Here is a 12,876-nt window from a genome sequence, read left to right as displayed (position 1 = left end):
TTCGAGGGCGACGAGGTAATCGTCGATATAAATCTCGATGTCAACGGCACGGCGAGCTTCGACAGCACGGTGACGTTCGGCGACGATACGGCCTATTTCAACGGCCCGGTTATATTCGATAGCACGGTGACGTTCGAGGGAGAACTCGGTCAGGATATAGCTCAAGCGAGTAGAACAGCTATGCTCGAGTTCGACGATACTCCAACGACTGCAATCCCCACTCTTTCTTTCGCCACGAAAGGTGACGAGATTAAATTAAGTGCTACTGTTATAGTAAGCGATGAATATACTACAACCCCAAATTATAACGGCGCTAAAATTACAGTCGAGATATACGACGTCACTAACACAACAGTCTTGAAGTCCTACACGGTTTTCCTGCAGGACGACGACTGGTATGAGATTAAAGAGGTTAGCATATCTCATGTCATGACGGCTCCTGCGGCGGCCAACGATTACGCCGTTCGCTGCTTTGCCGACGGCTGGGGTAACGGCGGTAGGATTATTGAAGGCGATCTTACTATTATAGCTATTCAAAATTAGCCTTTTCATGGGGCGTCTATTTCAGGCGCCCCAATTTTGATAAAACTTTTTTCGCTTATCTCAATTGGATAAATATTTTTAAAAGGGAACACGATGAAAAGAAATTCAACAATAATAACCGCTTTGGCGCTAATCCTTATAGCTTTACCATTGATTGGCCAACTAAAGAACCGCGTCGAGGACAGCGGAACGGCTGTCGAGATGGGCAGCATGGTGAAGTTAAATGCGTCCGGGCAAATCACTGTCTGCGGAGATAGCGATACTTCGGTCGCGGGGATCGTTGTTGCCGTGCTCCCCGATGGGGGAACCGATTATTACCTTCTTTCTTCCTCGGACATCTTCCCAGCAAGAATGGAGGCTTCTGTCACAGCCGGTGACCGTCTTACGACAGCGACCGGCGGCAAACTGAAAACCGCATCCGACGGCGACGTCTTTATTGGATTTGCCTTAGAGAACGGCCACGCGACAGAGGTAAGAAAAGCGATAATCTCGCTTGATTACCCGATTTCGGTCGATTGGGATACCCTCGGCGCATACGCCGACACATCGGTCGTTTGGGACACCCTCGGCGATTACGCCCTGCTCGACACACTCTCGGCATATTACGATACTACCGATCTTCAAACCTCCGGCGATGCCGAGGTTCATTGGGATAATTTAACCAACGTCCCCGCCGATCTTGCCGATGGCGACGACGTCGACACGACAATAGCTTATTGGGGATCTTTAAGAAACATCCCGGCGGACATCGCCGACGGCGACGATCTCGGTTTCCAGCAACTTCGCGCCAACGGTTCCGCATGGCTTCCCGATAGCGTGACATTCGTCGAAGGCTCGAACATTACTTTAACCCAAACCGGCGATTCGATAACAATAGCGGCAACGGGCGCCGATACCGACTGGATTTATAATGTCACCGATGGTGGGGACACCACCCTTATGACCGGCGGGAAATGGGGCATCGCTCGAAGCGGTGCTACCCTTTACGGCAACGCCGACTCCACCCATGTCAACCTCGGTGTGGGCGGAAAAACCGGCACCAGCGGACAGAATTATAAATACTGCACCGTAGCCGGTGGATTCGGTAACACCGCAAGCTATGATTACGCCACCGTTGGCGGCGGACAGGAAAACATAGCAAGCGGCATAGCTTTTGGTTATTCAACGGTTAACGGCGGATACAAAAACACCGCAAGCGGCGATGCTGCTACGGTCGGCGGCGGATTCTCAAACATCGCAAGCGGCGATGGTGCCACAGTCGGCGGTGGATATAGGAATTTAGCCTCAGGCGATGGTGCCATTATCCCCGGCGGAAACCGAAACATCGCAAGTGGATTTCGTTCAGTAATCAGCGGAGGAGAATACAATGCAGTATCCGACAGCTTTTCTGCAATTCCCTGCGGATATGCCGATACCGTCTCTGGTAAATATTCATTCGCATTCGGAAGGCACGTCGTTGTAGGCACCGATTATACATCACAGTTCTACTCATCAGATTATAACGGTATACTCCGCACCTACGGCAATATTGAATTCTCCGATACGCTGCTCGGCGGGATAGGCGCCGCAGATTCATTACGCATTTTCGACGACGGCGACACGACCCGCTTCGAGTCGGACAACGCTATCAAGATCGGTGACGGCTCCCTCATAGTCGGAACGAACGGTTACGCTTACGCTACGAAGAACCTTTATGCGGGCGACAGTTTCTACATCGGTGATATCCCCGACACCTCTGAAGGAAGTTATCTCCTCGTCCCGGACAGTTCGACCGGCCAGGTGAAAAAGATGAACTGGACGGACATGAAGGTCGAAGCGACTATATACTCTTACTCTGAATTGTATGAAAACGATAGCACACTCTATGACCCGGTAACTTCAGGAACTTGGTATAAATGGACTAGCGGGACTTCAGGTTTGTCCTCCGGCTCGAGCTATATAGTCCCTAACGCGTCGGCTGGAACCTTTACTATTGGCTCGTTAGGCGAAGGTAGATATTTCATTATGTATAGCGCATCGGTCAAAGCGCAAGGCGCTAACCAAAAATATGAATACGCCGTCTTCAAAAACGGTGTAAAACAGTCCAATCTCACTTTCAGAATGAGAACTACCAACGCTAACGGCTTCTACGGCGCGACGGTCTCCGGCTTCCTTTATCTCGTAGAAGATGATTATATCGACTTCAGATTCAGGAACTTGGGCTCCTCCACTGGGGTTAGGTTTTATAGTTTGAACTTCAATCTCCAGAAGGTCGGCGACTAATAGCCTAATATAGTTTGGTTCCCCTAAGGGCGGGTCATTTATGATCCGCCCTTTTTATGCCCTCATCCTAAATCCTTCTCCCAGCGGGAGAAGGACTTGCAAAACCTCCCTCTCCCTTTGGGAGAGGGCCGGGGTGAGGGCGATTGCGCTGACATATCATTCCCATGAAAATAGGAATCCAGATATTGCAGAAATCGGCTGGATTCCCGATCAGGTCGGGAATGACAGTGCTATGGTCGGGGATGACAGGACTTCGGGCGCAATTGAAATATCGAAGCGAGGAAAAAATTGCAATCATAATGCGAAAAGATTATATTGCATACCAAACGGCGACTTATATCTGCTATTAAAGCGAGGTTCGATTGTTAGAGAATAAACCCGGTCAAACGGAAATAGTATTCCTCGTTGAAGAGGACATCGAGGGCGGCTACAACGCAAGGGCGCTCGGCCTGCCGATATTCACACAAACCGACTCGATCGAGGAATTACACGATATGATCGCGGACGCCGTTCACTGTCATTTCAACGATAACCTGCAACGAATTGTTCGACTTCATTATGTCCGCGACGAGGTTGTCTACGTATGAAGTTGCCACGCGACCTCTCAGGCTCAGATTTGGTGAAGTCTCTTTCTAAGTTCGGTTATGAACTCGATCACCAAACCGGAAGCCATTGCAGGTTGAAAACCGAACTCAATGGAACGCATAGCATAACAATACCTGCCCATTCGCCACTGAAGTTAGGGACTTTGAATTCGATTCTCAATGAAATCGCGAAACACCTGAAGATAAGCAAGTCTGAACTTATAGAGAGACTCTTTCGATGATATCCCAGGATTAACGTTTTTTTCGCGGGGATGCTCCGCAGTGTAGGGTTCGCATAGCCCGCGTTCCGGTAATTGCCCTCATCCTAAGTCCTTCTCCCAGCGGGAGAAGGACTTGCAAAACCTCCCTCTCCCTTTGGGAGAGGGCCGGGGTGAGGGCGATTGCGCTGACAGCAACGACGGGACGGCACAAGACCGTCCCCTACGGATGGCCGTTTAATGAGGGTTCAAGGCGACATTATCATTATTCTATCGCTTAATATTAATATTCTATTTTCACAAAACCCTATTTTATTTATTCATAATAACATTCTATCGTATAATAATGTTATTATATTTTAACATAACTAATATTATTCGGTTCATATTAAGATTATATCTTAATATTATCATTTCTATTTGTCCAATAATTATATTAAATCATAAAATTACAAAATATAATAATATAATAATACTTTTAAAATATAATAAGAATAATTATATGACGATTAAAATACATAATCATTAAATAATTAAATGTTATTATTTAATAAAATATAAATATGATAAACTAATATATTGTAATTCACCAAAATAATTATAAGAGTATTAAATAAAAATATATAAAGTCCTAAATAATATTTGATAATTATGGATTAATAATTATATTATTATGATAAAATAATAAAAGTGAACAATACGAAAACGATATACGCGGCTCGACAGGGCAAAATAGGAGGTAGATATGTCTCTTCATAGCAACAACTTCTCGCAAGACGACATTCTTATCAGAGGCGAAAGGTACATCTATTTTAGCGGTAACATAGACAGCCTTGCGGTTGAACTCGGAGTGACCGGCGATCTGCTCCTTTGGGCGCAAAACACGGAGGCCGAATGGGAAGAAATCAGAGGGGAGGCGCGCGTTCAGAAATACGACGCGCAAATGACCTTCGGAGCGTTCCGCCGCAAGCAGAACGAGACGCGGGCGCTATATGTCCGGGCCAAAGCCCTGCTCAAAGCGATAATCGCGTCGCAGGAAAACGCCGACGAGATAATCCGCGCGTATTCAATCGACGGCAAAACGCCGATCACGCGCGAGGGAATCCTGTCATCGGTGGACGATCTCGCCGGGCAGAACGATATTTACAACGCGGACGGCGCGACGTGGGTTTTGCCCGACCATATCGTCGATTCGCTGAAAACGCTTCGCAACGAGATGAGCGACCTTCACTCGACAGCACGAACCAAGCGCGAGAAGGCTAAAGTCGCGCGGGTCGCGATGCAAAAGCGATTCCGCGAAGACACCCACCGGCTCAAGCTGATTTACGAAATGGGCGTGCTCGTGTGGGGGGTGCAGGGATTGAATTTCCTCGACCTCGGTATGCTTCCCAAATCGAGGGTGTGGACCAAGCATAGGCCGCCCGCGCCGGCGAATTTCCGATACGATTCGTCGTCGCGCGTGATAATCTGGGGGGCCATCGAGGATGCCGACCGTTACGAGGCGCATTATCGCGCGGGGGGTGCTTCCGGCCACTGGACGGCTTTCTACGAGGGCGAATCGAATTCCTGCCCTCTCCCGACCTTGACCGGCGCGCACGAATTCCGTGTGCGCGCAATCGCAAAGGGGAAAGAGGGCCACTGGAGCGGCGCGGTCGAGGTGGGATTATAATAACATCGTGTCTTTTGTGTGTCGGCTAAAGCTTACTCTATCCACTGAGGGGAAAAATGCTCATTAGAAGGTTCCGCTTCGGTAAGTTTGACCTTTTCACCGGTGGAAGCATTTCCAACCCACAACTCGTATTGACCCAGGGCGTTCCTCACGCACATCGCGATATGCGTTCCATCCGGTGACCAAGAAATGCCATCGATAGACGAACCTTCGGAAAGAAGCTCGGTTCTCGTCATAGTTTCGACATCGGCAAGCCATATTCTTCCGGTATTTCCATAGGCGATTTTGGTTCCATCGGGTGAAAAGCGAGGACTTTTGCCATTTGTTGTAAGAAGTGTATCCCCCGGTTCACCATCAGACGATACAAACAACATCCGTGGGCCGGCCGAAGTTGTGGCATCTATGATAAACCCGCCCGATGGTGAAACATCGAATTCGCGTATATCGACATTACCCAGAGTAAAATCGATATAGCTATTCAAATCGTTTACAAGGCCGCTTGCAGAGGGAAAGGAAAATATGCTGTAACTCAAATACCTGCTCATCAAGATATTGCCAGCAGAAGAGAGCCTTAGGTCGTAAATAGGTTCAATGAAATTTGAAAACACAAATTGTGTGTTGTTACTGTTAAAAGGGCGGAAATACAGATAGTTGAAAGTATATTGCGCCTCAGCAACATAGATTATACCGTCGTCGAAGCGAAGAATTGCGCCTATAGCAGAATAAGTTCCGGGAATAGCCATATCGCGGGTGTTATCTGGAGTGATTATCCTAAGACTATCTGAACCCGAATAGAGTATCCATTCATCAGCAACATGGATGGTGCAAGGTTCGGATGAAACACCTTCAGCATCTGCTGTAATAAGGGCCGTTCCAGCACCGATACCAGTAATAATACCATCGCTTACAATCGCAACAGAAGCATCGGAGGAACTCCAATCAAAATCAGCGCTGACAGCTACTTCTCCATTGAAGGCACTCGCGCTTATAGCTATCGACTCGGAATCCGTCATGAAAAGCCAGTTAGACCCGAGTTCCACATCGGTTACCTCAGACTCGGGGTTGTTGCCGTTATTCCCACAGGAACAAAGCATTGCTGCTAACGATAGAATTATGAAAAATGCTGCGTTCTTCATCAATAATTTCCTCTCATTTATCTTATTCTCGGCCCAACTTCGGGCAATAAATATAAAATATCTCTCGGATCATCGATAGAATAATCTGGTATCTTCTCACCGAGGGCATCCGGGTTTGGTCCCCATTTCACGAAAACGAATTTTATTCCAGCTTTCTCGGCGCAAAGGCAATCAGCCAAGGAATCACCAACAAATAAAACATCGCTCGGCAAAACCTTCATTCTTCTGATAGTTTCTAATGCTGGTGCAGGTAGCGGCTTATGCTCTTCAGTCGATTCAAATCCAACAATCTCGTCGAAATAGCCCAGAAGTTCAAACAGCTTCAACCCGCGCCGCGAGAGCCATTCTGTTTTACTAGTAACAATCGCCTGTTTGAATCCCCTGCGTTTGATATTCGCAAGTGCATCGATAATTCCTGCAAATGGCTCGATGTAATTATCGTGATGTTTGTGGTTGTGGTCTCGGTAGGCATTCATTAGCGCCTCTGCATGTTTAGGCGAATATCTTGTCATCACCGAAATCAATGGTTCTCCGAAATTCGACAACGATTCCTTATCCTCGATTTCGCGCGAAATCACAGTCGCAAAAGCATGACGATATGAAAGCAAAATTAGCTCGGTTGTATCGAGAATAGTCCCATCGAGGTCCCACAAAACAGCTTTAATCATTCGTAACCTCAGCTATTTCTAAGCGGTTCCTTTCGGGCTTAATGATACCGCTTTCAGTAACTATTCCATCAACAAGTGAATGAGGTATCCGTTCAAAAAGCGGTGCCTTAGCGGTTATCAATTCCGATTCCGGCGGATTTAACTCCTCCGGCCCAATGAAGCGCCGCGAAAGAGGAAGGCTTCGAGATGGCAAGAATTTATCGAGACGGGCAAAAACATAAAATGGAATATTGAAGTGCTTCGCCGATAACGCCATTGGAAGTGAACCGATTTTATTGATGAAAAACTCGCCTGTAACAGCATCTGCGCCAACCATAACCATATTTGATCGCTCGATTGCATATCCCATAGCAGCATCTGGAACAAGAGTTACATCGATACCTTTATCAGCAAGAGTTTTAGCCATAAGCCTACCCTCGCCGGCTGGTTCGGAAATGGCGGTTATAACATGGAAGTCCTTATACATTCCTTTCGCCCTAAAGAGCACATTAACGATAGTATCGCTGTTGCTAATAGTCGCTATAGTCGAGTTCTGCGGGACAAGGTTCGCCCCTATTCTTGCTAATGAAGCTACTTCGCTATTAATCTTGGAACGGATACGACCCTCGAGTTCATTAGCCGACTTCTTGAGGTTCTCTTTCGATAACGAAGCGATTTTCGAAGCAATATCTCTCAAAGGTGCTAATTCAATGAACTTCTCGTTTATTATTCCTACTATCTTCTCAAGGAGTGTCGCCTGCTCTTCCGGTGAAACCGAAAGATCGCTGGATGATTCTCTTAGAATATCCAGAACATGGCCCAATAATTGTTCCGAACCACTTGTTCGATCATCCTCGAGTTTAGCTAACAAAAGCCCATATTTATCCACTATTACTCCTCCCCTTGCGCCACAATGACCACAACGGCATTACCTCTCTCGAGAAGAACTCCGGCCTCCGGCGATTGGCGATAGACAGTTCCGGCTTGCATCGAAGGTATCCTACGGTGCTGAATAATTAATCCAAGCCCCACATTATTGGCTATCTCCTGAGCGTTTTCCACCTTCTGACCCATGAAATTTGGGACCTTAACCAGCGCTCTTTCTGAGCCGAGTGAAACTATAATATCCACCGAGTCGCCTATCTCGACCTCGCTGCCAATAGGCGGTGAAGTAGCTATAACTATGTCCTTTTCGACCGAATCCGAGTTCTCATAGATATTTTCCCCCGGGAAAAGTCCGAATGCATCGAGTTCAAGCCTGGCCTGACGTATATGCGCGCTGGAAACATCGGGTATTTGCACAAGTTCAGTGCTCAACGAGACGACAACCGATATCCGTCTTCCTTTTTTCGCTTTAGAACCTGGCTCCGGTCTCTGCGAAATAACAATGTTTTCCGCGATACTGTCGCTGTATTCTTTTCGCGATACTCTAAAATCGAATCCAAAAGAGGAAGCAACAACTTCAGCATCAGTTTCGCTCAAATTCACGACATCTGGTATCTCTCGGACACCCTTAGAGCGAGTGAAAGCAGGCATTAGAACCCTGTCGAATACTATAAATCCGGCTGTAAGACCTATTGCAAGCACTAGAGCATATACCAAAAAATGGATTACTCTTAAAACACGGTTGTTCACTACAATTCCTCACTGTTTTCGAGGAACTTCGCGATCATGCTAAAATCTAGGGCACGAACAGAATGCGTGATCGATCCGCTGGATATGAACTCCACTCCCGTTTCGGCATATACCCGGCAATTATCTAGTGTAACTTTTCCCGAAACCTCAAAAGGAACCTTAGCGCCTAGAATTCTGCGAAACTCTACTGCTTTAATAATATTCTCTATCGAAAAATTATCGAGCATTACCCTATCGATTGGAAATTTAAGAGCAATCTGTAGCTCCTCAATATCTCGCACTTCAACCTCCACAGGCACCGAAGGAAAACCGCTTGAAAAAAGCCTTTCCATCGCCTCCATAAAACCGCCTGCAGCTATTATATGGTTCTCTTTAACAAGAATCATGTCCCAAAGCCCTAGGCGGTGGTTCTTGCCGCCTCCGATAGTAACCGCATACTTCTCGAGAGCACGCATTCCAGGTGTCGTCTTACGAGTATCCAAAATTGAGCAGTTCGTCCCCTCGAGCCTTTTTGAAAAAAGATTCGATACAGTAGAAACGCCAGAAAGATGACATAAAAAATTCATCGCGGTCCGCTCGCCAGCAAGAACTGAACGAGCAGGTCCTTTGACCTCAACGACGCTGAATCCCGCCTCGACCGAGTCGCCATCATCAAAAAAACGCTCGACCTCAACTGCTGAATCTAAAACAGAATACACTTGCTCAACAATAGGTAAACCACAAAGAATACCGCTCTCCTTCGCAATTATCCGCGCTTCAAGAATGGAGACCTCAGGAACAAGCGCTAAAGAAGTTACATCGCCTGAACCAATATCCTCAGCTAAAGCTATCTTGACTAAATCGAGATTCTCATCATAAAAAAACTCCATATTAGGAAAATAACTCAATTAGCCTAAAAGGTCAAGCTATAACCAAATAAAAACGGGAAGCTCGTTATTCAGGAAAAGTCTGCAGATTAAGATTGTAAAACTCATCTCACTATCTTCTGCTTCAATACCAAAATCATTGCGCCCTCCTATCTTCAAGATGATTGCTCCAAAATATCGAAACGCTAATTAATAACAATACTAACGGCGCTGGCGCGAGGAAGGGCGCTGTCACGGAATTTGCCGCAATTGCAAATTCCGTGACAGCGAGGTGTATGGTGGAGATTTTTGCGCAGAAATATCTTACTATTAATGCTCGAACCAATTAATAGCAAAAATCGTGACAGCGCCGTTATGGCAAAATTGTTCGGATCATCTTATTCTCTGATAACGATCTTATTGTCTCTTATCTTTTTTTATTCATTTATTATTCTCGATAACTAGTTGTTGACAGTAGAAGATATATTTTTATTTTTTGTTAAGCTTATAAACAAGGGGGCAAATTGATAGAACTTCTAGACAGTATTCAACTCTCGCGAAGCGTTAAAAGAATAGCGTCTGAGATAGTAGAACGCAATTCCGGCGCGAAGGACCTTGCTATCGTCGGAATTAGAAGCCGAGGAGTGCCGCTGGCGAAACGCCTGGCAGATGAAATTTTTAAACTCGAGGGCATACGACCACCGGTGGGCACAATAGACATAACACTTTATCGCGATGATTTTAAGGAAATAACCGAAACACCAGATGTTGGGGGAACCGAGCTTCTATTTGGAGTTTCAGACAAGGATATCATCCTGATGGATGATGTTTTATACACCGGAAGGACCGTTCGCGCAGCGATAGATGAAATCATAGATTTTGGAAGACCGCACAGTATTCAACTTGCAGTCATAGTGGATAGAGGTGGTCGTGAGCTACCAATTAGCGCCGATTATGTCGGCAAAAAAGTCAGTCTCAAAGATGATGAATATGTCGAGGTTCGAGTCAATATCATCGATGGAGAAGACCGGGTCGTAAAAGTGAAAAAAAAACAATCGGAGGAATAAATTCCCTTCGATATTCGGGAGAATTATATGAAAGAGCATCTTCTTGGGCTTGAAGGTTGGTCGGGCGATGAAATACTTGAAATTCTCGATCATGCGAGGACATTTAGAAAGGTCCTCGAACGCGATGTTAAAAAGCTACCAACCTTAAAGGGTGTTACCGTTGCAAATCTCTTTTTTGAGCCATCTACACGAACGCGTATGTCGTTCGAGCTTGCAGAAAAAAGACTCAGTGCAGATGTTATTAATTTCTCGGCAAGCACGAGTAGCCTGAAAAAGGGTGAAAATCTTCGAGACACAGTGGATAACATATGGGCAATGAAAGTAGATATGACCGTCGTGCGACACAGCGCTGTTGGTGCGCCGCATTTTATCTCGAAGCGCTGTAAAACCGTGGTGATCAATGCTGGCGATGGTGCCCATGAACATCCAACACAAGCATTACTCGATATTTTCACTATACACGAACATTTTGGAACCCTGGAAGGCATCAAGGTCTGTCTTGTTGGCGATGCACTTCACAGTAGGGTTATTCGAAGCAACATAATTGGGCTTAAAGCCCTCGGTGCAGATATTACACTTTGCGCACCATCGACACTGCTTCCGGTTGGTGTCGAGACGTGGGGTATCAATGTTACATGCGATATCGAGGAAGCTATCAAAGACGCAAATGTAGTGAACATCATGCGACTTCAGCTTGAAAGGCAAACCGCTGGCTATATTCCCTCGCTTCGGGAATATGTTGCTGTATGGGGAATCAATAAAAACCTTGTCGAGATGATGGATAAAGACCATATAGTGATGCATCCCGGACCCATGAACCGTGGTGTGGAAATAACTCAAGATGTTGCGGACTCTGATTATTCTGTCATTCTTCCGCAGGTTACAAATGGTGTCGCAGTGAGAATGGCTATTCTTTATTTACTTGCTCCCAGAATAGGGGAAGTATAAACGGCGTGAGAGTTCTATATGTTGCATACGCCCCGCTTTCACAGCAAGGAGCAGTTCCGGTTCATGTAGGAGCTATCGCCGGTGGTCTTGCCTCTCGAGGACACTCAGTTACTATTATTGCCCCCGAGTTTGCTAAGCCCTATTCACTCGATGCCGTCGAAGTAAAATATATTCCTTCGAATATATCAAAAGCACCGTTTTGGGCTAGAACTGCAGGTAGATGGATTAAAGATAACCGCAAAAGCTTCGATATTGCCTATGTGAGAGATTTTTATAATGGAAATAAAATACTCTTAGATGCAAAAAAAGCGGGGTTACCAGTAATTCTAGAGGTGAATGGATCCGCTAAAGATGAGGCTAAAAGAGCTAGCCTAAAATCCAAAGCAGCAGCGCTCTTAGATTGGTATTTCTCACTTAAAAAGCGTATTCACATCTCATCGGGAGTTATAGCCGTATCACCCGAACTAGGGAAAACTCTCGCGGGTTTCGACCCGAATCCCAATAAAACTCACTTTCTTCCAAATGGCGTCGATATAAATTTGTATAATCACCAAATTAAAAAATCTATATTGAGGGAAAAACTTGGTCTTCCAAATGATGGTCCTTTGATAGGCAATGTCGGAAGCATTTTACCCTACCATTTAGATAGTCCCATTATCGAAGTAGTTGAAAAACTCGCGCTTTCATTTCCAAAAATCAAATGCCTCATTGTCGGTGGAGGTTCTGCTGAAAATCAATTTAGGAAAAAAATCGAGTCTTCCCGAGTAACAAACAAATTCATTGTCACAGGACGTGTTTCACAGAACGAGAGCGTGAATTATATTCGTGCGCTCGACATTGCCGTTACGTGGTCTGCGCCACTTACAGCTCGACTAGGTTGGCCTATGCGGCTTTCAACTTACGCTGCTTCGGCGATACCGATTGTCGCACCCGATTGGGGAGTTTACAATTTCTTCGCTGAAAAGGGCGCCCTCGTGCCCGCAAAAAACGGAACAGCAGAGGCCACAGTCGATGCTATAAGATCGCTCTTAATGAATAAAAAATACGCCGACAATGTTGCTGAAAATGGTAGAAAACTCGCTGAAACAGAGTTAGGCTGGGATGTTATCGTTGAAAAAACTGAAAGAATAATGTTGAACGCAATTAACTCGAATCGGAGTGAAAATGGATAATAACACAAAATTCGTTATTAAAAGCGGAAGAGTCATCGATCCCGCCAACGGTATCGACGAAATAACCGATGTTTATATCGACGATGGTATCATCGCTCGTGTGGGTGGAAAGAAGAACTACCAAAACCGGACTATTGTGGATGCTTCGGA

Annotated in this window: 14 protein-coding genes; 8 read left to right on the top strand and 6 right to left on the bottom strand. The window is 45.8% G+C overall.

Features of this window, described 5'->3' with window-relative positions; genetic code table 11:
- Together KAH81_07730 and KAH81_07725 are read left to right on the top strand one after the other, a co-directional pair.
- Positions 1-543: hypothetical protein (locus KAH81_07730; GenBank protein MCK5833543.1), on the top strand; the 543-nt coding region annotated here is incomplete at its 5' end.
- Between the two features lie 93 nt (positions 544-636).
- On the top strand, positions 637-2,805 hold the full coding sequence (locus tag KAH81_07725; GenBank protein ID MCK5833542.1) for a hypothetical protein: 2,169 nt from the start codon (positions 637-639) through the stop codon (positions 2,803-2,805).
- A 67-nt stretch (positions 2,806-2,872) separates the two neighbouring features.
- Here the strand turns inward: KAH81_07725 and KAH81_07720 are convergent, their stop codons facing one another.
- A complete protein-coding gene (locus KAH81_07720; GenBank protein MCK5833541.1) occupies positions 2,873-3,103 on the bottom strand; it encodes a hypothetical protein in 231 nt (76 codons plus the stop codon).
- A gap of 64 nt (positions 3,104-3,167) precedes the next feature.
- Between KAH81_07720 and KAH81_07715 the strand changes: the two genes are divergently transcribed.
- From KAH81_07715 to KAH81_07705, 3 genes are all read left to right on the top strand, one after another.
- Positions 3,168-3,392: a 2-oxoisovalerate dehydrogenase gene (locus tag KAH81_07715; GenBank protein MCK5833540.1), complete on the top strand. Its 225-nt coding sequence runs from the start codon at positions 3,168-3,170 to the stop codon at positions 3,390-3,392.
- Entirely contained in the window at positions 3,389-3,631 is a 243-nt protein-coding gene (locus KAH81_07710) for a type II toxin-antitoxin system HicA family toxin (GenBank protein ID MCK5833539.1), read from the top strand. Before KAH81_07715 ends, KAH81_07710 begins: the two co-directional genes overlap by 4 nt.
- 721 nt (positions 3,632-4,352) lie before the next feature.
- Entirely contained in the window at positions 4,353-5,276 is a 924-nt protein-coding gene (locus KAH81_07705; GenBank protein MCK5833538.1) for a hypothetical protein, read from the top strand.
- A gap of 32 nt (positions 5,277-5,308) precedes the next feature.
- On the opposite strand, the gene KAH81_07700 is transcribed toward KAH81_07705, so the two are convergent.
- From KAH81_07700 to nadC, 5 genes are read right to left on the bottom strand one after another with little or no spacing between them, the layout of a single operon-like run.
- On the bottom strand, positions 5,309-6,412 hold the full coding sequence (locus tag KAH81_07700; protein MCK5833537.1) for a PD40 domain-containing protein: 1,104 nt from the start codon (positions 6,410-6,412) through the stop codon (positions 5,309-5,311).
- Positions 6,413-6,429: 17 nt separating this feature from the next.
- Positions 6,430-7,080, bottom strand: a complete 651-nt coding sequence (locus KAH81_07695) for an HAD-IA family hydrolase (protein MCK5833536.1) — start codon at positions 7,078-7,080, stop codon at positions 6,430-6,432.
- Positions 7,073-7,948: a hypothetical protein gene (locus KAH81_07690; GenBank protein MCK5833535.1), complete on the bottom strand. Its 876-nt coding sequence runs from the start codon at positions 7,946-7,948 to the stop codon at positions 7,073-7,075. Before KAH81_07690 ends, KAH81_07695 begins: the two co-directional genes overlap by 8 nt.
- Before the next feature lie 2 nt (positions 7,949-7,950).
- Positions 7,951-8,694, bottom strand: a complete 744-nt coding sequence (locus tag KAH81_07685) for a PASTA domain-containing protein (GenBank protein ID MCK5833534.1) — start codon at positions 8,692-8,694, stop codon at positions 7,951-7,953.
- Positions 8,694-9,563 carry a carboxylating nicotinate-nucleotide diphosphorylase gene (nadC, locus tag KAH81_07680; GenBank protein MCK5833533.1) on the bottom strand — a complete coding sequence of 290 codons (870 nt, stop codon included), beginning with the start codon at positions 9,561-9,563 and terminating at the stop codon, positions 8,694-8,696. The genes KAH81_07685 and nadC overlap by 1 nt, the downstream gene beginning before the upstream one ends.
- A gap of 500 nt (positions 9,564-10,063) precedes the next feature.
- Between nadC and pyrR the strand changes: the two genes are divergently transcribed.
- The 3 genes from pyrR to KAH81_07665 are packed head-to-tail and all read left to right on the top strand — an operon-like array spanning position 10,064 to position 12,726.
- Entirely contained in the window at positions 10,064-10,606 is a 543-nt protein-coding gene (pyrR, locus tag KAH81_07675; protein ID MCK5833532.1) for a bifunctional pyr operon transcriptional regulator/uracil phosphoribosyltransferase PyrR, read from the top strand.
- Between the two features lie 27 nt (positions 10,607-10,633).
- On the top strand, positions 10,634-11,554 hold the full coding sequence (locus KAH81_07670; protein MCK5833531.1) for an aspartate carbamoyltransferase catalytic subunit: 921 nt from the start codon (positions 10,634-10,636) through the stop codon (positions 11,552-11,554).
- A gap of 5 nt (positions 11,555-11,559) precedes the next feature.
- Complete coding sequence (locus KAH81_07665; GenBank protein MCK5833530.1) at positions 11,560-12,726, top strand: glycosyltransferase family 4 protein; 1,167 nt, start codon at positions 11,560-11,562, stop codon at positions 12,724-12,726.
- Positions 12,727-12,876 lie beyond the last annotated feature (150 nt).

Source organism: bacterium (assembly GCA_023145965.1).
Lineage (GTDB): Bacteria > UBP14 > UBA6098 > UBA6098 > UBA6098 > UBA6098.
Note: the sequence above shows the minus strand (reverse complement) of the source record. Positions and strands in the feature narration are given on the sequence as shown.

What these genes read in the sequence shown, in the direction of transcription:
- KAH81_07670 (MCK5833531.1), top strand. Translation starts at nt 10,634, where the DNA reads ATGAAAGAGCATCTTCTTGGGCTTGAAGGTTGGTCGGGCGATGAAATA.
- KAH81_07705 (MCK5833538.1), top strand. Translation starts at nt 4,353, where the DNA reads ATGTCTCTTCATAGCAACAACTTCTCGCAAGACGACATTCTTATCAGA.
- KAH81_07710 (MCK5833539.1), top strand. Translation starts at nt 3,389, where the DNA reads ATGAAGTTGCCACGCGACCTCTCAGGCTCAGATTTGGTGAAGTCTCTT.
- KAH81_07700 (MCK5833537.1), bottom strand. Translation starts at nt 6,412, where the DNA reads ATGAAGAACGCAGCATTTTTCATAATTCTATCGTTAGCAGCAATGCTT.
- KAH81_07725 (MCK5833542.1), top strand. Translation starts at nt 637, where the DNA reads ATGAAAAGAAATTCAACAATAATAACCGCTTTGGCGCTAATCCTTATA.
- nadC (MCK5833533.1), bottom strand. Translation starts at nt 9,563, where the DNA reads ATGGAGTTTTTTTATGATGAGAATCTCGATTTAGTCAAGATAGCTTTA.
- KAH81_07695 (MCK5833536.1), bottom strand. Translation starts at nt 7,080, where the DNA reads ATGATTAAAGCTGTTTTGTGGGACCTCGATGGGACTATTCTCGATACA.
- KAH81_07720 (MCK5833541.1), bottom strand. Translation starts at nt 3,103, where the DNA reads ATGATTGCAATTTTTTCCTCGCTTCGATATTTCAATTGCGCCCGAAGT.